Origin of the sequence: Microbacterium sp. AG157, assembly GCF_003385695.1 — a bacterium.
Lineage (GTDB): Bacteria > Actinomycetota > Actinomycetes > Actinomycetales > Microbacteriaceae > Microbacterium > Microbacterium testaceum.
In genome coordinates this window covers 618339-639485 of the sequence record NZ_QRDK01000003.1, presented here as the reverse complement: position 1 = coordinate 639485, position 21147 = coordinate 618339, and the positions used below count along the sequence as shown (strand labels likewise).

Sequence of the window (21147 nt, the reverse complement as noted above, 5' to 3'; positions counted from 1 at the left end):
GGGTAGTCTGACTCGGTGATCGTGGAGCAGCTCGGACTGAAGGACTTCCGCAATTACGCGGAAGCCGACGTCGAGCTCTCCTCGGGGGCGAATGTCTTCGTCGGCCGCAACGGGCAGGGCAAGACGAACCTCGTCGAAGCCATCGCCTACCTCGCGACTCTCGGCTCGCATCGTGTCTCGAACGATGCACCCCTGGTCAGAGACGGGACGGATGCCGCGATCGTGCGCGCGCGGCTCACGCACGGTGAGCGCAGCGTGCTGCTCGAGTTGCAGCTCAACCGCCAGGGCGCGAACAAGGCTCGTGTGAACGGCGTCAACGTCCGTACCTCCGAACTGCCGCGGTACGCGCAGGTGGTCCTCTTCGCGCCCGAAGACCTGCAGATCGTGCGGGGCGACCCCTCCGCCCGCCGCCGGTTCGCCGATCAGCTCATCGTCCAGCGCACCCCTCGCATGGCCGGGGTGATCGGCGACTACGACCGTGTTCTGCGTCAGCGCAGCGCTCTGTTGAAGTCGGCGCGCGCCCGGGGACTCCGCGGCGAAGCGCTTCGCACGCTCGACGTCTGGGATGAGAAGCTCGTCGCTCTGGGCACCGAGGTGATCGAGGCGCGGAGCGCGTTGGCATCCGACCTCTCCGATCCCGTGGCCGCGGCCTACGCGGCGATCGCCGGCGCCGACCACGAGCCGCGGTTGTCGTGGGCGCTCTCGGTGGGCGGCGGCGACCCCGAAGAGGGGGATGCCGTCGATGGCGCGCGATCGAGCGAGCCCCTGGCCGATCAGTTCCGAGCAGCCCTCGCGGCGAAGCGTTCGGCCGAGCTCGAGCGCGGTCTGACCCTCGTGGGCCCGCACCGCGATGATCTGGTGCTGCGCGTTCGGGGTCTGCCGGTCAAGGGTTACGCCTCGCACGGGGAGTCATGGTCGGTGGCGCTCGCTCTGCGCCTGGCATCCGCCGAACTCCTTCGCGCCGAGTCTCGTCTGGGCGACCCGGTTCTCATCCTCGACGATGTGTTCGCCGAGCTCGACGCCGGCCGTCGCACCCGACTGGCCGAGCTGGCCGGTGGCTACGAGCAGGTCATCGTCACCTCGGCCGTCGAAGAAGATGTCCCCGATGTCCTGCGGGCACACGTCGTCCGCGTCGAGGCGGGCCGCATCGAGGAGCCCCGCGGTGAGTGATGACGCCGAGATCCCCGAAACGATGTCGACCTACTTGCGGCTTCGTGGGCTCGAGCCCTCTCCGTACCGCAAGAAGAAGCGTCGTCGTCGGGCGGACGACGGCGAGAACGCTCCATTCAGCCCGGGCCGCGACCCGCGCGGTCTGGGCGATGTGATCTCGGCGCTGACGCAGTCGGCGGGGTGGGAGCCCCAGCTCTCCCGCGAAGATCTCGTGCGTACGTGGGATCAGGTCGCCGGGGCGGACACCGCCGCGCACACGCGTCCCGTCGCCCTCGAGAACGGCACACTCACCATTCAGGCCGATTCGACCGCGTGGGCGAAGCAGCTGCAGTTCATGCGCGCGCAGATCCTCTCGGAGATCCTCCGACGCTTTCCCGAGGCCGGTGTCGAAGCGATCCGGTTCGTGGGCCCGGACGTTCCCTCCTGGAAATGGGGGCCCAGAGCCGTTCCAGGCCGCGGTCCGCGCGATACCTACGGCTGAGTCATGGTCGATCCCGGCTCGACACGATTTATCGCCGCGTAGGGGCGTACACGCCATTTCGAGAGCCCGTCCGCGATAGGATGGAGGTTCCGACGAATCGATCTGGAGCGCGCGTACACATGACGTCCGAAAACCCCGACAGCGTTTCCGAGGAACCCGAAGTCCCCGCCGCGACCAAAAAGGTTCCCAACGAGTACGGGGCGGACGCCATTCAGGTACTCGAGGGCCTCGAGGCTGTTCGCAAGCGTCCCGGTATGTACATCGGCTCCACGGGTGAGCGCGGGCTGCATCACCTCGTGCAAGAGATCGTCGACAACTCCGTCGACGAGGCGCTGGCCGGGTACTGCGACACGATCCAGGTCACGATCCTCAGCGACGGCGCCGTGCGCGTGGTCGACAACGGCCGTGGCATCCCGGTCGACATGCACCGCACCGAGGGCAAGTCGACCGTCGAGGTCGTGCTGACCGTGCTGCACGCCGGCGGAAAGTTCGGCGGCGGCGGATACGCGGTCTCGGGCGGTCTGCACGGCGTGGGCTCATCCGTCGTGAATGCCCTCTCCACGCGCCTCGACGTCGAGGTGCGCCGCCAGGGGCACGTGTGGCGTCAATCGTTCCGCGACGGCGGCGTGCCGCTCGCTCCTCTCTCGAAAGACGAGGAGAGCGACGCGACGGGAACGACGATCACGTTCTGGCCGGATGCCACGATCTTCGACACCATCGACTTCGACTACGACACGCTGCGTACGCGCTTCCAGCAGATGGCGTTCCTCAACAAGGGTCTGCGCATCGGCCTCCGCGACGAACGCGCCCAGTCCGTGGTCACCGAGGGTGAGCCGGGCGCAGAGGTCACCGAGGCCCGCCACGACACGTTCCTCTACGAGCGAGGTCTCGTCGACTATGTCGAGCACCTGAACCGTGTGCGCAAGGCCGACGTGGTCAACGACGAGATCATCGAGGTCGAGTCCGAGGACACCGATCGCAAGATCGCCCTCGAACTCGCGATGCAGTGGACGACGGCCTACACCGAGAACGTGTTCACCTATGCGAACACCATCAACACGCACGAGGGCGGAACGCACGAAGAGGGTTTCCGCGCCGCGCTGACGACGCTCGTGAACCGTTACGCCCGCGCGAACAACCTCCTCAAAGAGAAGGACGACAACCTCACCGGCGACGACATCCGCGAGGGTCTCACCGCGGTCATCTCGGTCAAGCTGTCGGAGCCGCAGTTCGAGGGGCAGACCAAGACCAAACTCGGCAACACCGAGGCGCGCGCGTACGTGCAGAAGGTCGTGGGCGACAAGCTCGGCGATTGGTTCGACCGCAATCCGGGTCAGGCCAAGAACATCATCCGCAAGGCGATCGACGCCGCGACCGCGCGCCTCGCCGCGCGCAAGGCGCGCGAGACCGCCCGTCGTAAGAGCGTGTTCGAGTCGGCCGCGATGCCCGACAAGCTGAAGGACTGCACCTCGAAGGATCCCTCGATCAGCGAGATCTTCCTCGTCGAGGGTGATTCCGCCGGTGGCTCCGCGGTGCAGGGTCGCGATCCGCACACGCAGGCGATCCTGGCACTGCGCGGCAAGATCCTGAACGTCGAGCGCGCGCGTCTCGACCGCGCTCTGGGGAACAAAGAAGTCCAGGCGATGATCCAGGCCTTCGGCACGGGTATCGGCGAAGACTTCGACATGGCCAAGGCGCGGTACCACAAGATCGTGCTGATGGCCGATGCCGACGTCGACGGTCAGCACATCACGACACTGCTGCTGACGCTGCTGTTCCGCTACATGCGCGGGCTCATCGAGGCCGGGTACGTCTACCTCGCTCAGCCGCCCCTGTACCGCCTGAAGTGGTCGAACCACCCCCACGAGTACGCGTACAGCGACCGCGAGCGCGACGCGATGCTCGTCGATGGTCAGGCCTCGGGTCGCCGGATCCCCAAGGACAACGGCATCCAGCGCTACAAGGGTCTCGGCGAGATGAACGACCACGAGCTGTGGGAGACCACGATGGACCCGCAGACGCGCACGCTGAAGCAGGTCACGATCGACGACGCCGCCGCGGCCGACGAGATCTTCTCGGTGCTCATGGGCGAAGACGTCGAGTCGCGACGCAGCTTCATCCAGCGCAACGCCAAAGACGTCCGCTTCCTCGACATCTGATCTCGCACGACGCATTCACGGAACTGAGAAGACATGGCTGACGACATCACGCCCGAATCCGACGACGTCCGCGGCGAGCCGGCGCACGACCACGGCAAGATCGACCAGGTCGACCTCCAGCTCGAGATGCAGCGGAGCTACCTCGACTACGCGATGAGCGTCATCGTCGGGCGTGCTCTGCCCGACGTGCGCGACGGTCTCAAGCCCGTGCACCGCCGCGTGATCTACGGCATGTACGACGGCGGCTTCCGCCCCGACAAGTCGTTCTCGAAGTGCGCCCGTGTCGTCGGCGAGGTGATGGGTCACTACCACCCGCACGGTGACGCCCCCATCTACGACGCCCTCGTGCGCCTCGTGCAGCCTTGGTCGCTGCGCTACCCCCTCGCTCTCGGACAGGGGAACTTCGGTTCGCCCGGCAATCAGGGCGCCGCAGCCCCGCGATACACCGAGACGAAGATGGCTCCCCTCGCGCTCGAGATGGTGCGCGACATCGAGGAAGAGACCGTCGACTTCCAGGACAACTACGACGGTCAGACCCAGGAGCCGACGGTCCTGCCCGCGCGCTTCCCGAACCTGCTCGTCAACGGCTCGGTCGGCATCGCGGTCGGCATGGCCACGAACATCCCCCCGCACAACCTGCGCGAGGTCTCGTCCGGTGCCCTCTGGGCCCTCGAGAACCCCGATGCCACGCGCGAGGAGCTGCTCGAAGCGCTCATGGAGCGCATTCCCGGCCCCGACTTCCCGACGCGCGCGCAGATCCTCGGCACCCGCGGCATCAAGGACGCGTACCGCACCGGCCGAGGCTCCATCACGATGCGGGCGGTCGTCAACATCGAGGAGATCCAGGGCCGCACGTGCCTCGTGATCACCGAGCTGCCGTACCAGGTGAATCCCGACAACGTCGCCGTCAAGATCGGCGACCTCGCCCGCGAGGGCAAGATCACCGGGGTCGCCGACATCCGCGACGAGAGCTCGGGCCGCACCGGTCAGCGTCTGGTCGTCGTGCTCAAGCGCGACGCCGTCGCCAAGGTCGTGCTGAACAACCTGTACAAGCACACGCAGCTGCAGGAGAACTTCGGCGCGAACATGCTCGCGATCGTCGACGGGGTGCCTCGCACGCTGTCTCTCGACGGTTTCATCAGCCTGTGGATCGACCACCAGGTCGAGGTCATCGTGCGGCGCACGCAGTACCGCCTCCGCAAGGCCGAAGAGCGCATGCACATCCTGCGCGGCTACCTGAAGGCGCTCGACGCCCTCGATGAGGTCATCGCGCTCATCCGTCGCTCGCCCACGGCCCAGGATGCCAACGAGGGACTGCAGAAGCTCCTCGACATCGACGACATCCAGGCGCAGGCCATTCTCGATATGCAGCTGCGTCGACTCGCGGCCCTCGAGCGCCAGAAGATCGTCGACGAGGCCACCGAGCTCGAGGCCCGTATCGCGGACTACAACGACATCCTCGCCACCCCCGCTCGCCAGCGCACCATCATCCGCGACGAGCTCACGGCCATCACCGACCGCTTCGGTGACGACCGTCGCACCGAGATCCTCCACGGATTCGACGGCGACGTGTCGATCGAGGACCTCATCGCCGAAGAAGAGATGGTGGTCACGGTCACCCGCGACGGCTACATCAAGCGCACGCGCAGCGACAACTACCGTTCGCAGCACCGCGGTGGCAAAGGCGTGAAGGGTGCGCAGCTGCGCGCCGACGACGTGGTCGAGCACTTCTTCGTCACCACGACGCACCACTGGCTGCTGTTCTTCACGAACAAGGGCCGGGTCTACCGCTCGAAGGCCTATGAGGTGCCCGAGGCGGGCCGCGATGCCAAGGGTCAGCACGTCGCGAACCTGCTCGCCCTCCAGCCCGACGAAGAGATCGCGCAGATTCTCGACATCCGCGACTACAGCGTCGCGACCTACCTCGTGCTCGCGACCCGGAACGGTCTCGTGAAGAAGACCCGTCTCGACGAGTACGACACCAACCGCCAGGGCGGGGTGATCGCGATCAAGCTCCGCGGACAGGTCGCCGAGGAGGGCGACGAGGCCGAGCAGGGCAGCGCCGACGAGCTTGTCAGCGCGATGCTGGTCGACGAGGGTGACGACATCCTCCTCATCAGCCGGCTCGGACAGTCGCTGCGCTTCTCCGCCACCGACAGCGCGCTGCGCCCGATGGGGCGGTCGACCTCGGGCGTGAAGGGCATGGACTTCCGCGAGGGGGACAGCCTGCTCTCGGCATCCGTCGCCAAGGACGACGAGTTCGTCTTCGTCGTGACCGAGGGCGGCTACGCCAAGCGCACCGCCGTCACCGAGTACCGGATGCAGAACCGAGGTGGTCTGGGCATTAAGGTGGCCCGCCTGACCGACGATCGCGGCGTGCTCGCGGGCGGAATGATGGTGTCGGAAGGCGATGAGGTCCTCGTGGTTCTTGCCAGTGGCAAGGTGGTACGCTCTGCCGTGGCCGAGGTACCCGCCAAGGGACGCGACACGATGGGTGTCGTGTTCGCACGAGCCGGAGGTGATGACAGGATCATCGCCATCGCTCGAAACGCAGAGCGGAACCTGACCGAGACGACGGAGACGACCACGGAGCCCGCCGCTTCCCCCGCGGACGAGGCCGACGCCTCCTCTTCCGAGACCCCCGAGGAAAGTACTGACGCATGAGCACGGTAGCCGACAAGCTCGCCAAGAAGTCGACTCACAAGACCCCCGCCAAGCAGGTCCGCCTGCGACTGGTGTACATCGACTTCTGGTCGGCGGTGAAGCTGTCGTTCCTTGCCGCGGTGGCCCTGGCCATCGTGACGGTCGTGTCGTACTTCCTGATCTACCTGGTGGTGTCGGCGACCTTGCTGACCAAGCTCGATGAGTTCTTCACCAGCTTCACCGACGGCGGCGCGACCCTCTCGCAGTACGTCGGTCTGCCCCAGGTCATGGCGTTCGCGGCGATCATCGCGATCCTCAACCTCGTCATCGTGACGGTGCTCGGCGCCGTGATGGCGGGTATCTACAACCTCGCGGTCAAGGTCACCGGCGGCCTGCTCGTCGGGTTCACCTCGAACTGACGTCGATTCGTCAAAACCTTGCAAGTCCGGTAAAGTCTTCGAGGTTGACATCACGTCAGCGAGACGGGGCTATAGCTCAGGCGGTTAGAGCGCTTCACTGATAATGAAGAGGTCCCAGGTTCAAGTCCTGGTAGCCCCACCCCTCCCTCGCGGGGCCTTAGCTCAGCTGGTAGAGCGCCTGCTTTGCAAGCAGGATGTCAGGAGTTCGAATCTCCTAGGCTCCACAATCGAGAAAGAAGAGCCGGTCCATCGGGACCGGCTCTTCTTCTTTTCCGCCGTCGCTCTCACGAGGCGCGTCGCCGCCGCCCTCTTCGGAGCAGAACGACGGATGCCGTGTACAGGACCGCCCCGCCGACCGCGAGCACCGTGTTCATCCCCTGCAGCGTCACGGCGAAGGGCGGGAGGAATGCGCAGAACCACGCGATCGCCAGGATGACCGATCCCGGTGCCGGCGGAAGGTCGCCCAGCGCCTCGAATCGGATCAGGATCAGCGAGAGCAATCCGAGCACGATCGCCGTCGCCAGGAAGACCAGGGGGCGCGTTGCCCACCACTGCGGGCTCGCGGGCGCGGGAGCTGCGCCGGGGATGAGCAGGGCGATCCCCGAGATGATGAGGATGACGGGCAGGTGCCACAGGTACACCGTCATCAGGCGGGATCCGATCGCGAACACCACCCCCTGCGCGAGGCGCGTGCGCATGAGCACGGTGAGCGCGGGCTTCGCCAGACGCAGCAGACACGCCTGAGCGAGACCGAACAGCACGAGGGGAAGAGTGGGCGGGTTGAGATTCGCCAGCATGTTGTCGGAGTAGGGCCCCCACACGACCACGGCGCCGACCACGAGGTAACAGGCGGTCGCGAGGGCCAGGAGAGATACAGCCGAGCGGCGATCGAACCACCCGTCGCGGTACCAGAATCCCAGCTGCTGGATGAGCGGCCAGACGAAGAGCAGGTTGAGGTAGCCCAGTTCCTCGATCCCGGACAGGAATCGCACGGCGTCGACCGCAACCACTGCGGCCAGAAGCATCACGAGAGTGCCGCGAGGGGCCCTCTCGTGCCAGCGAGCGGCGAGAGGCACGACCGCCTGGCACAGGAGGTACGCCGCCAGGAACCACAGCGGCATCCCGACGCCGACCACGGCGGCGTCGACCAGCGACGGATCCACCCCGATCGCGGCGGCGGCGACCAGGACGACAGCGACGAAGACGAACAGGGGCAGAGCCGGCTGCGCCAGCCGAAGCGTGCGAGAGCGGACGAACCCGCGCGCGTCACCTCCACGACTCCGCCACGTCGCCCATCCGGCCGCAGAAGCGAATCCGCCGACGACGAAGAACAACGGCATGATCTGGCCGAACCAGGTGGCGGCGTCGAACCAGGGCTGCATCTCCGCGGGCCGAGACGTGATGAGGGAGCCGTCGGGGCCCCACCCCACCCCCACCTGCAGCAGGTGAACGATGACGACGAAACACACCGCCGTGACGCGGGCGAGATCCAGTGTGAGATCGCGGCGCGAGACGTCGGAGGTCGTCGGAAGAAGCTCTGTGCGCATGCCACCATCGTGGCGGGTGCCGGGCGCTTCGCGTCACCTCCGACACGCGGATGAACACGCTCGCTAGAGTCTGGTCATGGACATGCGCGTGGCCGCGTACGCCGTCGTGACCGACGCCGACGACCGTGTGCTGCTCGCTCACTGGATCGACGGACGACGGGGAGCGTGGACCCTGCCCGGCGGCGGCCTCGAGGACGGTGAAGACCCCGCGCAGGCGGTACGCCGCGAGGTGCGCGAGGAGACGGGCTTTCGCGTCGTCGTCGACGAGCTGCTCGGCATCCATTCCCGAGTGATCCCCGCGCAGGCACGGCTCGCCGACGGGGCCACGGGTGCCCTCCACGCATTGCGGATCGTCTACCGCGCCCGGGTCGTGGGCGGGCATCTGCGATTCGAGACCGACGGATCCACCGACCGAGCGGAGTGGTTCACCCTCGGGGCGACCCGTAAACTTCGTCGCGTTCAGCTGGTCGACGTCGCCCTGCGGATGGCCGGCCTCCTCGGCTCCTGAACGTCAGGCTCGCTCTGCCGTGATGTCGGCGACCGTTGCGTCGTACGCGGCGATGAGATCGTCAGCATCGACGAACAGACTGTAGCCGTGCGCGCCGGCTCCCATGGCGATCCGCGTTCCGACGATGCGCTCGTCGGCGTACACGGGCCAGTCGGTGCTGCTCCCGATGGGGACGATGGTGCCTCGCTCGTAGCCGGTGGCGGAGAGGGCCAGCTCGGGCTCCGGGAGGCGCAGCTTGTTGACCCCGACCACCGCACGCAGCTTGGGCCAGGAGATGGCACGGTCACCGGGCACGAGAGCGAACAGGTACGTGTCGTCGGACCGCTTGACCACCAGCGTCTTCACAATGGATGCAGAGGGGATGCCGAGCAGCTCGGCCGCCTCGTCGAGGCTCGATGCGGGGGGACGCTCGCGGATATCGACGGAGAGGCCGCGCTCTCGCGCGGCCTCTCTGACTCTGATGGTGGGATCGCTCACGCGTCGGGTGCGCGCAGCGGGTCGTCCGCCACCCACAGCTCATCGTCGGCACGCAGTGTCTGCCACGCGGCGTACGCGACGCCGGCAGCGGCGACCACGCCGAGGATGATGGCGATGACGCCACCGGCGCCGATGCCGTCGTGCTGCGAGGGAAGCTTCTTGGCGAGACGCTTCGACGCCTGCTTGCCGTACTTCTCGGCACGCTTGGCGTACTTGTGCGTGTCGAGCTCGAAGCCACGACCCTTCGCGAGACGGTCGCGGGTGTCGCCCGCGGCATCCCACACCGACATCGCTCCGCCGACCACGGCACCGGCCGCGGGAACGACCTTGTGACTGAGGAAGCGATTGCTGTACTTCACGCTCTTGTCGACGTACGGAGCGGCGTACTTGTTGTACCCGTCCTGCACGGCGGGGACGAGGTCTTCGCGGCTGAAGCGACCGAGCTGGTGGCCGGCTTCTCGAGCGACCTTCCCGCTCTCGCCCAGCAGCACCTGCTGCGACTCCCACACCTTCGCGGCGTGCTTCTGGAGCTTGCGCAGTTCCTTCTTGCTCTTGCGGCTGAGGCCCACGGCTCATCCTCCCTGTCGATGGGATGTACGTTCGTTCATCTTGCCAGAACGGGTCGCCGGCACCGCCGACCCTTGCAGATAACTCTGAGAGAATGTAGCCATGGCCAACCACACCGCCGTCGCGACCCTGCACACCAACCACGGCGACATCGTCGTCAACCTGTTCGGCGACCACGCTCCGCGCACCGTCCGCAACTTCGTCGGGCTCTCCGACGGAACCCAGGAGTGGACGAACCCGGCAACGGGTGCCAAGGGCGAGGGTCCCCTCTACAAGGACGTCATCTTCCACCGCATCATCCCCAACTTCATGATCCAGGGCGGAGACCCGCTCGGTCAGGGCATCGGTGGACCGGGATACAACTTCAACGACGAGATCAGCCCCGAGCTGGACTTCACCCAGCCCTACAAGCTCGCCATGGCCAACGCCGGTCTGCGCCGCAACGCCATCACCGGCCAGCCCGAGGGCACCAACGGCTCGCAGTTCTTCATCACGACCGACCCCACCCCGTGGCTCCAGGGCAAGCACACGATCTTCGGCGAGGTGGCCGACGATGACTCGAAGGCCGTCGTCGACAAGATCGCCTCTGTTCCCACCGCCGCGGGCGACCGTCCGATCGAGCCCGTCGTGCTCCAGTCGGTCGACATCGTCTCGGTCTGATCTTCCAGGCGGCGGCGGGTGTCCACGACTGACGAGTTCCGTCGCAACAGCGACAACTTCTGCTACCGGCATCCCGACCGGCAGAGCTTCGTGCTGTGCCAGCGGTGCATGCGCACCGTGTGTTCGGACTGCCGCACCCCCGCCGCCGTCGGTGTCATCTGCCCCGAGTGCATGGCGCAGCAGCGCGCCTCCCAGACCCCTGCTCAGAAGAAGGCGCAGCGCCGCTGGGCGTCGCGCCCCCTGTCGGTGGTCTCGTCGGGCAGACCTCAGATGACGCTCGGCATCATCGCCGTCACCGGACTCGTCTACATCATCGGTCTGATCCCCGGTGTGGGCGGCTTCGTCCGGAACCTGCTCGCGTTCAACAGTCTGTACGTGGTGCCGCAACTCGGCGTACTGGAGCCGTGGCGGCTGCTCACGGTCGCTCTCGTCCATAGCGGCTTCTTCCACGTCGGCCTGAACATGCTCGCGCTCTGGTTCATCGGTCGCAGCCTCGAGCCTCTGCTCGGGCGTGCGCGTTTCCTCGTGCTCTATCTGATCGGCGCGCTGGGCGGATCGGTGGCCGTCGCGCTGCTCGCCCCCGGCGTCTGGACGGTCGGGGCCTCGGGGGCGATCTTCGCGCTGTTCGGTGCGCTCCTGGTGATCGGGCGGCACATCGGGGCGGACATCCGCGTCATCGCCGTGCTGATCGCCATCAACTTCGCCTGGCCGTTCGTGATCGCGGCGATCGGTGCCATCGGATCGGGCGACTTCGCCGGATCGCTCGCGGCGGTGGGTATCTCGTGGCAGGCCCACCTCGGTGGTCTCATCACCGGAGCGGCTGTGGGGCTGGTGTACGCGCGCACCCGTGCCGCAACGCAGAAGCGCCTGCAGATCGGCCTGCTCGTCGGGCTCAGCGTGCTGCTGATCGCCCTGCTGGCAATCCCGGCTCTGTTCTACGTCTGAGAGTTATCCACAGCCCCATCCACAGGTGGGGATGAATTACACGTGTGTAACTCAGCGCCACTTCGTCGTCATGAGGAATCCGACGAAAGCGATTCCGAAGCCGATGACGAGGTTCCACGGGCCGATGCCCGGGATCGGGAATTGCGAGTTGCTGAGGTAGAACACCAGCACCCACACGAGACCGATGAGCATGAGGCCGATCATGATGGGCAAGAACCACACGGGGTTCGGAGCCGATCCGCCTTCGTTGCGCTCAGCGATCGGGTCTTCGCCTTTGCCAGTTCGTGCCATGCCGGACAGTCTAACGGTCAGGTACGCGTGATCCCGCGGAACTAGACTGCCCCCGTGCAGACCGTCGACCAGCCGCAGACCCGTCGGGGATCACGGCGCGGGCGTGCACCGCGTCGACGGGTGACCGTGATCGGGGTGATCGGCGACCTGCTGGTCACCGCAGGCGTTCTCGTGCTCCTTTTCGTCGTGTGGCAACTCTGGATCGGTGACGCCATCATCGGTGCCCAGTTCAAAGACCAGGGCAAAGAGCTCAGCGAGCAGTGGAACGCCGATCCGCCGCCCCCCGTTCCCTCGGCCACCACGACGTCTCCGTCCCAGCCCGCGGCCCCGCCGACGGCGGACCCGCCCGCCCTCGAGCAGCCCGGCGACGCACAACGATTCGGTGTGGTGTACATCCCGCGTCTCGGACCCGATTACCACTTCACCGTGGCGGGCGGGGTCAGCTCGTCACGCACGCTCGACCCGATCGGCTTGGGGCATTATCCCGACACCGCGATGCCCGGGCAGGTGGGCAACTTCGCCATCGCCGGCCATCGTGGCAGTCACGGAGCCCCTTTCGCCGACCTCCCCTCGCTGCACATCGGTGACGCCATCGTCGTCGAGACCGAGGTCGGCTGGTTCACCTACCGCTTCCGCAACATCGAGTACGTGCGCCCCGACGGGGTGAACGTCCTGCTGCCCACGCCGCAGCAGCCGCAGGTCGAAGCGACGGACCGACTGATCACGATGACCACCTGCAGCCCGCGCTACGGCTTCTCGGAGCGGGCTATCGGGTACGGCGTCTTCGAGTCCTTCACCCCGCGCACCGACGCCGGTCCGCCGACATCCCTGACCTCTGGAGCATCCTGATGTACGGAGCCCTCTGGCGCGTCCTCCCCGGTCCGTGGTGGGTGCGCGTGTTGATCATCCTCGTGCTTGTCGCTGCCGTCCTGTACGGCCTCTTCTTCTACGTCTTCCCGTGGGTGAGCGACCTCGTCTATCCCCAGGAGGTCACGGTCGAGTGAGGCCCTGGCGCGTCGTCGTCGTCGACAATCGCGACAGCTTCGTCCACACCCTCGCGGGCTACCTCCGCGACCTCGGCGCCCAGACCGTTCTGTTCGACGCCGAGGAGCGCGCGCTGCCTCGGCGAGCCGTCCGCGAGGCGGATGCGATCCTCGTCTCACCGGGACCGGGACATCCCGACGACGCCGGACACTCCGTCGCTGTCGTTCACGCGGCCCTCGATGCCGGCATCCCCCTGCTCGGGGTCTGCCTCGGCCATCAGGTCATCGCGACCGCCTTCGGCGCGCGGGTGGGGCACGCGCCGGAACTGCTGCACGGGATCACGAGCGTGATCCGACACGACGGGGAGGGAGTCTTCGCCGATCTCCCCGGCCCCTTCGTCGCCACGAGATACCACTCCCTCGCGGTCGAACCGGATTCCCTCCCGGCCGAACTCGAGATCACGGCGCAGACGGACAGCGGTGTGGTGATGGGTATACGTCACAGGACAGCACCGATCGAAGGTGTGCAGTTCCATCCCGAAAGCGTGCTCACCGAGGGGGGTCACCTGCTGCTCGGCCGCTGGCTCGAGAATTCCGGCTTGACCGGGGCCGCCGCGCGCGGCTCCCTCCTTCATCCCCGCGGGGTCAGGAGCCCGAGCACACCGTCAGCGTGATCTCGCTGTGCACGGGAACCTCGCCCGGGGCCAGAGACTGCGTCTTGACCGTCTGGGGCGTCGCCGCCTTGCATCCGGGATCCTGCTGCTTCGTGACCGTCAGTTGCTTCGAGTCGGACTCCAGCTCGCGTTGCGCAGCGTCGACCGTGTACCCGGTGTAGTCCACGATGACGACCTGACCGCTGGCCACCACGAGGTTGACCGTCGTGCCCTTGGCGACCTCGGAGCCGGATTCGACGCTCGACGAGATGATCGTGCCCGCGGCCAGCGCGGGGTTGTCCTGGCGTCGGATCGAACCGACCGACAGCCCGGCTTTCTGCAGCGACGTGCGCGCCTCACTCTCGGTGATCCCGTTGAGCGTCGGTACCGTCGCCGTGTCGGGACCGGTGGAGACGTAGACGGTGATCCGCTGTCCCGCGGTGACGTTCGTTCCCGCCTCGGGGACCGTGCTCACGACGTTTCCGGCGGCGATCTTCTCGTCGGACTCGTTCACACGGCTGGTGGTGAGCTGTTGCGCCTCGAGCGTTTCGACGGCACGGTCGTACGACATGTCGACCACATTCGGCACCGTGTAGGCACTGGTGGGGACGTCGTTGCTCGGTTGGATCTGCATGACCCAGATGAGTACCGCCACCAGAAGCACCGCGAGAACGGTGACGCCCGCCCAGATCCACGCCACGGGAGGACCGGGCTGAGTGCGGCGCATCGTCGTGTCGGTGCTGAGCTGACGCAACGAGCGGGCGGTCTCGGCCGCTTGACGTGGATTGGGCCCGTACAGCTCGTTCGACAGCGCCGACATCTGGCGTTTCGTCGGGCCCTTCCCGTCGATCGTCTCGTCGAGAGCTTCGCGGAAGCTCGCGGCGTCCTGCGGGCGCTGGAACGGATCTTTCGCCAGGGCGCGCAGCACGATGGCATCCAGAGCCCGAGGGACCGTTTCGACGATCTCACTGGGCGGGACCGGCGCCTCGCTGACGTGCTGGTAGGCCACGGCCACCGGCGTCTCGCCGCGGAACGGGGTGCGTCCCGTGAGGAGCTCATAGAGCACGACGCCTGTCGAGTACAGGTCGGCGCGCGCGTCGACGGATTCGCCCTTGGCCTGCTCGGGCGAGAAGTAGGCCGCGGTCCCGACGATCGCGGTGGTCTCGGCGACCGTCGACGACGAGTCGGAGACCGCGCGGGCGATCCCGAAGTCCATGACCTTGACGCGACCGGAGTCGGTGATCATGACGTTGCCCGGCTTGATGTCCCGGTGGACGACGCCGGCGCGATGAGAGTATTCGAGAGCCTCGAGGATGCCGTCGACGTACCGCAGCGCGTCGTCGGTGGGGACGGGGCCGGCGGCGATGACGTCTTTGAGCAGGCGCCCGTGCACGAGCTCCATGACGATGTACGGCACGGGACGCTCGTGGCCGTCTGCGCCGGTCTCGACGTCTTCGCCCGCGTCGAACACCCGCACGATCGTCGGGTGCGCCATGCGCGAGGCCGCCTGCGCCTCGAGGCGGAAGCGCGTGCGGAACGCCGCATCCCCGGCCAGGTCGGCCTTCAGGACCTTGATCGCGACCGTGCGGCCGAGCGTCTGGTCGTACCCGCGATAGACGCTGGCCATGCCGCCGCGACCGATGAGGTCGTCGACGCGGTAGCGCCCGGAAAGGACGCGCGTCTCAGTGGTCACGGGTGGAGCTCCTGGCGTGGGGGGACGGGGGGATCAGGGCTTGACGGTCGGAACGGCCGCGGGGCTGGCCGACGGCGATGCCGAGCTGCCGCCCGAGATCGTCGCCGAGGCCTCACCCGACGGACCGGCCGTCCGGTCACCGGCGCCCGAGCAGCTGACGGTGTACGTCACGCGCAGGGTCTGACCGGGGGCGTTGCTGACCGTCAGCTTCGCGTTCCGCGCGTCCGGCGCGAACGACGCGGTCGACTGACCGTTGGTGTCGAAGGTGCCGTTGGTCGCGGTGAAGTTGTACGACGTGACCGACCCGGTGCCCGAGGGGCAGGAGTACTGCTGCCACGAGACCTGGATGTCGCTCCCGGCCGTCACCGAGGTTCCAGGGAGGGTCGGGGTGCCGGGGGTGGAGAGGGGCGTCTCGTCGCCGTAGACCGTGACCTCGATGTTGGTGCCCTGCGGGTTGCGCCCGGTGGGGTCGACCACGTAGATCTTTCCCACCTGATCGGCGCTCGCTGCGGCGTTGCCGGTGGCGCAGGTGGCACCGAGGTTCGCGTCACGCAGGAGCTCGCGGGCCTCGTCGCAGGTCTTGCCGATGAGGTTCAGCGCGTCGACGTCGACGAGAGTGTTCGAGGGCGACGGGGCAGGCGAGGGCGACGACGGCCGAGGTGCCGGGGTCGAGGACGAGGCCGAGGGGCTCGCCGGAACGGCATCCGGTTCACCCTGGTTCGACAGCAGCGTGACGAGCGTGCCGATCAGAACGAGCGCGAGCAGCGCGATGAGCGCGATCAACGGCCACGTCCAGGGGCTGCGCTTCTTCTTCTGCGGTGCGGGGTCTTCTTCGCGGTGCTCCTCGCTGAGAAGCGACGTCGCGGCTGCGGAGGCAGGCATGAGGCGTGTCGTGGCGGACGTCTGTCCGCCGGCCGTGAGCAGCTGCGTCGCGTCGTCGACGAGGGCCGCACCGCCCGCGATCGCCGGTACGGCGGCCGCCGCAGCGGCGAGGTCGCCCCGACGCAGGGCCGTGGCAGCGCGCGAGACGGCAGCGGAGGAGGCCGGTCGGTCATCGGGCTTCTTGGCGATCATCGCCATCACGAGGTTCTGCACCGGCGGCGCGACGGTGGGCGGGAGCGGCGCGGGCTGCTCGTTGATCTGCGCCATCGCGATCGCGACCTGCGACTCGCCCGTGAAGGGGCGCTTTCCGGCGAGGCACTCGTAGGCGACGATTCCGAGCGAGTACGTGTCGGTGGCCGGCGACGCCGGGTGACCGGACGCCTGCTCGGGCGAGAGGTACTGCACCGTGCCCATGACCTGGCCGGTCGCGGTGAGCGGCACCTGATCGGCGATGCGCGCGATGCCGAAGTCGGTGATCTTCACGCGACCGTCGGGCGTGATCAGCAGGTTGCCCGGCTTGATGTCGCGGTGGACGAGGCCCGCCGCGTGCGCGGCCTGGAGGGCGGCGGCCGTCTGGGCGACGATGTCGAGAGTCTTGTCGGTCGAGAGAGAGCCGTCGCGCTCGAGGATCGTCGACAGGGCTTCGCCCGGGACGAGTTCCATCACGAGGAAGGCGCTGCCGTCTTCTTCGCCGTAGTCGAACACGCTGGCGATGCCTTCGTGGTTGACGAGGGCAGCGTGGCGGGCCTCGGCACGGAAGCGCTCGAGGAAGCCCGGGTCGCCCATGTACTCGTCTTTGAGGATCTTGATCGCGACGGTACGTCCGATGACGTGATCCGTCGCCTCCCAGACCTCGCCCATACCGCCGATCGCGATCCGCGAATCGAGCTCGTAGCGTCCTCCGAAGGTCACACCTTGCGTCGGTCTCATTTACCCAGCACCGCCTCCATGACCTTCTTCGCTATCGGGGCGGCGATCTCGTTGCCGCTCCCGTTCTGCCCCTGGCCACCACCGTTTTCGACGACCACGGCGACGGCGACCTTGGGGTCTTCCGCCGGTGCGAAGCCGGTGAACCAGAGAGTGTAGGGACGGGAATCGTTCTCCGCCGTGCCGGTCTTACCCGCCACTGCGACCCCGTCTATTCTTGCATTCGATGCTGCGCCGTCCTGGACGTTCGCCGTCATCATGGTGACCATCTGCGAGGCGATCGACGGCTCGAGAGCCCGCCCGAATTCGCTGCTGCTCGCCTCGTCTTTGACCGACAGGTTCGGCTCGATCACGCGGTCGACCATGCGCGGGTTCATGACGACGCCGCCGTTCGCGATGCCAGCCGAGACCATCGCCATCTGCAGGGGGGTGGCGCGCACGTCGCCCTGGCCGAAGCCGCTGAGCGCGGTCTGCGGGGCGTTCGGCGAGGTCGGGTAGGTGGAGGGGGTCGACTCGAGCGGCATGCTGAACGATTTGTTGAAGCCGTACTTCTCCGCCTCGGCGCGAATGGCGTCGTCGCCGAGCTCGACGGCGAGCTCGGCCATCGGGATGTTGCAGCTCAGGCGCAGCGCGGTCGCGATCGTGACGGTGTCGCCCCCGCCGCAGGTGCCGCCGCCGGCGTTGCTGACGACGTTCGTCGACTGCGGCAGGGTGTACGCGGCGAGGTTGGGGAACGCGGAATCGGGTGTGTAACGACCGGATGCCAGGGCGGCCGACGCCACGACGAGCTTGAAGGTCGAGCCCGGGGGGTTGAGGTTGCCCGCGATGGCGCGGTTGTCCATCGGCTTCGACGGGTCGGCCACGAGCTGGTCGTATGCCGCGTTGACGGCGTCGGTGTCGTGCGAGGCGAGCGTATTGGTGTCGTAGCTGGGCGTCGAGACCATCGCCAGGATGCGGCCGGTCGAGGGCTCGATCGCGACGACGGCACCCTGGAGGTCGCCCATGGCGTCCCAGGCGGCCTTCTGCACGGTCGGATCGAGTGAGAGCTCGACGTTCGATCCGCGCGGAGCCTGACCGGTGATGGCCCGGTCGATGCGCGAGAAGAACTGGTTCGAATCGGAGCCGCTGAGCACACTGTTCTCCGCCGACTCGATCTGGGTCTTGCTGTCGAGCACGGGGTTCATGTAGCCCGTCACGGGCGCCCACATCGCGGCATCCGTGTACTGACGCTGCCAGCTGTACACGTCGTCCGAGGGAACCGAGGAGGCGATCGCGGTGCCGCCGGCGATGATCGATCCCCGCTGGATCTGGTACGAGTCGTACAGCGCGCGGGTGTTGCCCGTGGTGTTGGTCAACGAACTGGCCTGGGCGACCTGGATGATGCTCGTCGAAGCGAACAGGGCCAGGAACATCGCCAGCATGACGATGCTGAGGCGTCGGAGCTCTTTGGTCACGGTGCCTCCTCCATGATCGGGGCGTCGACGGGAGCGGACGGGTGGGTCATCAGCCGATCACCACCCGGGGGCGGCTGCGAACCGCGTCGGAGATGCGCAGCAGGAACGCCACGATGATCCAGTTCGCGATCAGCGAGGATCCGCCGGCCGCGAGGAACGGTGTCGTGAGTCCGGTCAGCGGGATCACACGGGTGACGCCGCCGACCATGATGAACACCTGCAAGGCGATCGTGAACGAGAAACCCGTCGCGAGCAGCTTGCCGAAGTCGTCCTGACCGGCCAGACCGATGCGGATGCCGCGGCTGGTGAACACCATGTAGAGCGCGAGGATCGCGAACAGGCCCACCAGGCCCAGCTCCTCGCCGAGACTCGGCACGATGTAGTCGCTCTGGGAGAGGGGCGTGATGTAGGGCCGGCCCTGGCCGAGACCGGTGCCGAACAGTCCGCCGTGCGCGAGGCCGAAGATGCCCTGAACGAGCTGGTAGCTGCCCCCGTCGCGGTTGATGACCTCGGGGTCGAAGGCGCTCAGCCAGTTGGCGAAGCGGCCGTTGACGTAGGGGAGGACTCGGGATGCCAGGAAGGCACCGACTCCGACCAGGATCAGACCGATCAGGACCCAGCTCGTCTTGCCGGTCGCGACGTACAGCATCGCGACGAACATGCCGAAGATGAGCAGGCCTGTACCGAGGTCGCGCTGGAGCACGATGATGCCGAGCGAGACGAGCCAGATGATCAGCACCGGGCCGAGTTCGCGTGCGCGCGGCCAGGTCATGAAGAGGAAGCGCGTTCCGGTCGACGTGAGGCTCTCCCGTGTGCGCACGAGGTACCCGGCGAAGAAGACGGCCAGGCAGATCTTGGCGAGCTCGCCCGGCTGGAACGACACGAACCCGAGGGACACCCACACGTCGGCGTTCTGGTCGGTACCGAGGCCCGGCACGAACGGCAGCAGGAGGAGCAAGATGCCGACGAGGCCGAAGAGGTAGGTGTACCGGAAGAGCACGCGGTAGTTGCGCAGGAAGATCAGCACGGCGAGGGCCGCGAGCATCGCGAGGGCCGCCCAGGCGATCTGGCGGTTGCCCGTGGCATCCCATCCGCTCGCTTTCTCGGCCAGGTCGATGCGGTAGATCATCGCGATACCGAGACCCGTGAGGACGGTGGCGATGGGCAGCACGAAGGGGTCGGCGTCTCGGGCGCGCAGGCGCAGCACCACGTGCATGACGAGCGCGAGAACGGCCGGGATCGCCGCGATGCTGAGGTAGCCGGTCTCGACGGTGTTGTTCACCCCGAGCTGGACGAGCACGACGGCTCCGCCGTAGACGACGATCGCGAACAGGAGCAGACCGAGCTCGCGATTGCGCTGTTTGGCGGGGACGCGGATCTTCTTGAGCGCGCGCATGACGGCCGTGTCGGTGGACACGGCGTCGCCCGGACGGGTGAGCTTCTGGTCGGTCATCCGCTTCCCTCCGCTGCGGGACGCAAGCGTTCGACGATCTTCTCCGCGTCGTTCAGTGACGGGGCGGAGATGGTGGCCTGAACGGTCTGCCGATCGAAGTCGGACAGCTGGTTCAGGGGGATGTTCGTATCTTGGTAGACCGTCGACAGCGAGATCGGGCCGATGGACTGCTGGATGCCGCGGTAGATCACCACGGAGTCGCTGTCGGCGCCGACGTAGTAGAGCGTCTGGGTCCAGGTGTACCCGGCGAACAGGCCGAGGCCGATCGCGGCGAGCACCACGATTAACGCGGCGAGCCAGCCGAAGCGGCGACGGCGGGCGCGACGGCGGTCTTCTTCGATCAACTCCTCGAGGAACTCGGCCGCCGGCTCGAAGTGGGTGGGTTCGTTCGCGACCTGACGGGCGTGGTGGAGCCAGCCGGAGCGACCGGGACGCGCGGCGGGGACCACCACGCCGCTGGGGTTCGAGGCGGAGCCGACGATCGTCGGGGTTCCGATGAAGACCGGGTGCTGGCCACCGACGTCGACGAGGACGACGGTGACGTTGTCGGGTGCGCCGCCGTCGAGTGCCTGCTTGAGCAGAGCGTCGGCGGTACGGGCCGGGGGCATGCCGAGAGCGAGCGTCTTCGCGGTGTGCGCGTCGTCGACGACACCCGAGAGGCCGTCGGAGCAGAGCAGCCAGCGGTCGCCGTCCTGCGTCGGCATGATGAAGCTGTCGATCTCGGGGTCGGGATCCATGTCACCGAGCACCCGCATCAGGACCGAGCGACGGGGGTGGTACCGCGCCTCTTCGGGCGTGATGCGACCCGAGTCGACCAGGCGCTGCACGAAGGTGTGATCGGCGGTGATCTGCGTGAGAGTGTCGTCGCGATACAGGTAGATGCGCGAGTCGCCGATATGGCCGATGACGGCGTAGTCGTCGACCATGACCAGAGCGCTCACCGTGGTGCCCATACCGGCCAGCTCGGGGCGCCGCGCCACGGTGTCGATGAGCTCCGCGGCCGTGTCGGCGAGGGAATCGCGGATGGCGTGCTCGGCCTGGGCGGGCGACTCGAACGGCTGGTCGAGCTCGGTCAGACGGCCGATCGCCAGGCTCGAGGCGACGTCACCGCCCGCGTGACCGCCCATGCCGTCGGCGACCACGAAGAGGTTGGACCCGGCGTAGCCGGAATCCTGGTTGTTGGAGCGCACCTTGCCCGTGTGGGAGATGGCGGCGCTCGAGCCCTGGAAGACCAT

The 21147-nt window shown here is 67.4% G+C and carries 20 protein-coding genes and 2 tRNA genes; 13 read left to right on the top strand and 9 right to left on the bottom strand.

Annotated features, from left to right (window positions below; genetic code table 11):
- Positions 1 to 15: 15 nt before the first annotated feature.
- The 7 genes from recF to DEU35_RS12275 all read left to right on the top strand — a co-directional run bounded on the left by recF (position 16) and on the right by DEU35_RS12275 (position 7096).
- A complete protein-coding gene (recF, locus tag DEU35_RS12305) occupies positions 16 to 1170 on the top strand; it encodes a DNA replication/repair protein RecF (RefSeq protein ID WP_103207450.1) in 1155 nt (384 codons plus the stop codon).
- Positions 1163 to 1651, top strand: coding sequence for a DUF721 domain-containing protein (locus DEU35_RS12300; RefSeq protein WP_258873557.1), 489 nt, complete (start codon positions 1163 to 1165; stop codon positions 1649 to 1651). The genes recF and DEU35_RS12300 overlap by 8 nt, the downstream gene beginning before the upstream one ends.
- Positions 1652 to 1770: 119 nt before the next feature.
- A complete protein-coding gene (gyrB, locus tag DEU35_RS12295; protein ID WP_103207445.1) occupies positions 1771 to 3810 on the top strand; it encodes a DNA topoisomerase (ATP-hydrolyzing) subunit B in 2040 nt (679 codons plus the stop codon).
- Positions 3811 to 3843: 33 nt separating this feature from the next.
- Positions 3844 to 6474, top strand: coding sequence for a DNA gyrase subunit A (gene gyrA / locus DEU35_RS12290; protein ID WP_103207442.1), 2631 nt, complete (start codon positions 3844 to 3846; stop codon positions 6472 to 6474).
- On the top strand, positions 6471 to 6872 hold the full coding sequence (locus tag DEU35_RS12285; protein ID WP_103207439.1) for a DUF3566 domain-containing protein: 402 nt from the start codon (positions 6471 to 6473) through the stop codon (positions 6870 to 6872). The genes gyrA and DEU35_RS12285 overlap by 4 nt, the downstream gene beginning before the upstream one ends.
- A gap of 65 nt (positions 6873 to 6937) precedes the next feature.
- Positions 6938 to 7011, top strand: a tRNA-Ile gene (locus DEU35_RS12280).
- Positions 7012 to 7023: 12 nt separating this feature from the next.
- A tRNA-Ala gene (locus tag DEU35_RS12275) sits at positions 7024 to 7096 on the top strand.
- A gap of 60 nt (positions 7097 to 7156) precedes the next feature.
- Here DEU35_RS12275 and DEU35_RS12270 read toward each other — a convergent pair.
- Positions 7157 to 8419, bottom strand: coding sequence for an acyltransferase (locus DEU35_RS12270; RefSeq protein WP_116239653.1), 1263 nt, complete (start codon positions 8417 to 8419; stop codon positions 7157 to 7159).
- Between the two features lie 76 nt (positions 8420 to 8495).
- On the opposite strand from DEU35_RS12270, the gene DEU35_RS12265 reads away from it, so the two are divergent.
- The gene (locus DEU35_RS12265) at positions 8496 to 8927 is read left to right on the top strand and encodes an NUDIX hydrolase (protein ID WP_116239652.1); all 432 of its coding nucleotides are present in this window, start codon (positions 8496 to 8498) and stop codon (positions 8925 to 8927) included.
- A gap of 3 nt (positions 8928 to 8930) precedes the next feature.
- Here DEU35_RS12265 and DEU35_RS12260 read toward each other — a convergent pair whose 3' ends face one another.
- Positions 8931 to 9404 carry an aminoacyl-tRNA deacylase gene (locus tag DEU35_RS12260; protein WP_103208536.1) on the bottom strand — a complete coding sequence of 158 codons (474 nt, stop codon included), beginning with the start codon at positions 9402 to 9404 and terminating at the stop codon, positions 8931 to 8933.
- Entirely contained in the window at positions 9401 to 9973 is a 573-nt protein-coding gene (locus tag DEU35_RS12255; protein ID WP_056225083.1) for a hypothetical protein, read from the bottom strand. The genes DEU35_RS12260 and DEU35_RS12255 overlap by 4 nt, the downstream gene beginning before the upstream one ends.
- Positions 9974 to 10073: 100 nt before the next feature.
- On the opposite strand from DEU35_RS12255, the gene DEU35_RS12250 reads away from it, so the two are divergent.
- Both DEU35_RS12250 and DEU35_RS12245 read left to right on the top strand, forming a co-directional pair.
- On the top strand, positions 10074 to 10631 hold the full coding sequence (locus DEU35_RS12250; RefSeq protein WP_103207428.1) for a peptidylprolyl isomerase: 558 nt from the start codon (positions 10074 to 10076) through the stop codon (positions 10629 to 10631).
- Between the two features lie 18 nt (positions 10632 to 10649).
- The gene (locus DEU35_RS12245; RefSeq protein ID WP_258027895.1) at positions 10650 to 11576 is read left to right on the top strand and encodes a rhomboid family intramembrane serine protease; all 927 of its coding nucleotides are present in this window, start codon (positions 10650 to 10652) and stop codon (positions 11574 to 11576) included.
- 51 nt (positions 11577 to 11627) lie between these two features.
- Here DEU35_RS12245 and DEU35_RS12240 read toward each other — a convergent pair whose 3' ends face one another.
- Positions 11628 to 11867, bottom strand: coding sequence for a cell division protein CrgA (locus tag DEU35_RS12240; protein WP_094735171.1), 240 nt, complete (start codon positions 11865 to 11867; stop codon positions 11628 to 11630).
- 54 nt (positions 11868 to 11921) lie between these two features.
- Here DEU35_RS12240 and DEU35_RS12235 point away from each other — a divergent pair, with 54 nt between their 5' ends.
- Genes DEU35_RS12235 through DEU35_RS12230 form a run of 3 tightly spaced genes read left to right on the top strand, consistent with a single transcriptional unit; the run spans position 11922 to position 13524 of the window.
- The gene (locus DEU35_RS12235) at positions 11922 to 12716 is read left to right on the top strand and encodes a class E sortase (protein ID WP_258873556.1); all 795 of its coding nucleotides are present in this window, start codon (positions 11922 to 11924) and stop codon (positions 12714 to 12716) included.
- On the top strand, positions 12716 to 12871 hold the full coding sequence (locus DEU35_RS17200) for a hypothetical protein (protein ID WP_170210668.1): 156 nt from the start codon (positions 12716 to 12718) through the stop codon (positions 12869 to 12871). The genes DEU35_RS12235 and DEU35_RS17200 overlap by 1 nt, the downstream gene beginning before the upstream one ends.
- Entirely contained in the window at positions 12868 to 13524 is a 657-nt protein-coding gene (locus DEU35_RS12230; RefSeq protein ID WP_116239651.1) for an aminodeoxychorismate/anthranilate synthase component II, read from the top strand. Before DEU35_RS17200 ends, DEU35_RS12230 begins: the two co-directional genes overlap by 4 nt.
- On the opposite strand, the gene pknB is transcribed toward DEU35_RS12230, so the two are convergent.
- Genes pknB through DEU35_RS12205 form a run of 5 tightly spaced genes read right to left on the bottom strand, consistent with a single transcriptional unit; the run spans position 13496 to position 21147 of the window.
- The gene (gene pknB, locus DEU35_RS12225) at positions 13496 to 15196 is read right to left on the bottom strand and encodes a Stk1 family PASTA domain-containing Ser/Thr kinase (RefSeq protein ID WP_103207423.1); all 1701 of its coding nucleotides are present in this window, start codon (positions 15194 to 15196) and stop codon (positions 13496 to 13498) included. The genes DEU35_RS12230 and pknB overlap by 29 nt on opposite strands.
- A gap of 33 nt (positions 15197 to 15229) precedes the next feature.
- On the bottom strand, positions 15230 to 17008 hold the full coding sequence (locus tag DEU35_RS12220) for a serine/threonine-protein kinase (RefSeq protein ID WP_103207421.1): 1779 nt from the start codon (positions 17006 to 17008) through the stop codon (positions 15230 to 15232).
- Positions 17005 to 18459 carry a penicillin-binding protein 2 gene (locus tag DEU35_RS12215; protein WP_103207419.1) on the bottom strand — a complete coding sequence of 485 codons (1455 nt, stop codon included), beginning with the start codon at positions 18457 to 18459 and terminating at the stop codon, positions 17005 to 17007. The genes DEU35_RS12220 and DEU35_RS12215 overlap by 4 nt, the downstream gene beginning before the upstream one ends.
- Before the next feature lie 49 nt (positions 18460 to 18508).
- Positions 18509 to 19912, bottom strand: a complete 1404-nt coding sequence (locus DEU35_RS12210) for an FtsW/RodA/SpoVE family cell cycle protein (RefSeq protein WP_103207416.1) — start codon at positions 19910 to 19912, stop codon at positions 18509 to 18511.
- On the bottom strand, positions 19909 to 21147 hold the full coding sequence (locus DEU35_RS12205; RefSeq protein WP_103207413.1) for a PP2C family serine/threonine-protein phosphatase: 1239 nt from the start codon (positions 21145 to 21147) through the stop codon (positions 19909 to 19911). Before DEU35_RS12205 ends, DEU35_RS12210 begins: the two co-directional genes overlap by 4 nt.

Excerpts from the sequence above, each read along its gene's own strand:
- DEU35_RS12210 (WP_103207416.1), bottom strand. The coding sequence starts at position 19,912 with ATGACCGACCAGAAGCTCACCCGTCCGGGCGACGCCGTGTCCACCGAC.
- DEU35_RS17200 (WP_170210668.1), top strand. The coding sequence starts at position 12,716 with ATGTACGGAGCCCTCTGGCGCGTCCTCCCCGGTCCGTGGTGGGTGCGC.
- DEU35_RS12240 (WP_094735171.1), bottom strand. The coding sequence starts at position 11,867 with ATGGCACGAACTGGCAAAGGCGAAGACCCGATCGCTGAGCGCAACGAA.
- DEU35_RS12265 (WP_116239652.1), top strand. The coding sequence starts at position 8,496 with ATGGACATGCGCGTGGCCGCGTACGCCGTCGTGACCGACGCCGACGAC.
- DEU35_RS12250 (WP_103207428.1), top strand. The coding sequence starts at position 10,074 with ATGGCCAACCACACCGCCGTCGCGACCCTGCACACCAACCACGGCGAC.
- gyrA (WP_103207442.1), top strand. The coding sequence starts at position 3,844 with ATGGCTGACGACATCACGCCCGAATCCGACGACGTCCGCGGCGAGCCG.
- DEU35_RS12205 (WP_103207413.1), bottom strand. The coding sequence starts at position 21,147 with ATGGTCTTCCAGGGCTCGAGCGCCGCCATCTCCCACACGGGCAAGGTG.
- DEU35_RS12220 (WP_103207421.1), bottom strand. The coding sequence starts at position 17,008 with ATGAGACCGACGCAAGGTGTGACCTTCGGAGGACGCTACGAGCTCGAT.
- DEU35_RS12285 (WP_103207439.1), top strand. The coding sequence starts at position 6,471 with ATGAGCACGGTAGCCGACAAGCTCGCCAAGAAGTCGACTCACAAGACC.
- DEU35_RS12270 (WP_116239653.1), bottom strand. The coding sequence starts at position 8,419 with ATGCGCACAGAGCTTCTTCCGACGACCTCCGACGTCTCGCGCCGCGAT.
- gyrB (WP_103207445.1), top strand. The coding sequence starts at position 1,771 with ATGACGTCCGAAAACCCCGACAGCGTTTCCGAGGAACCCGAAGTCCCC.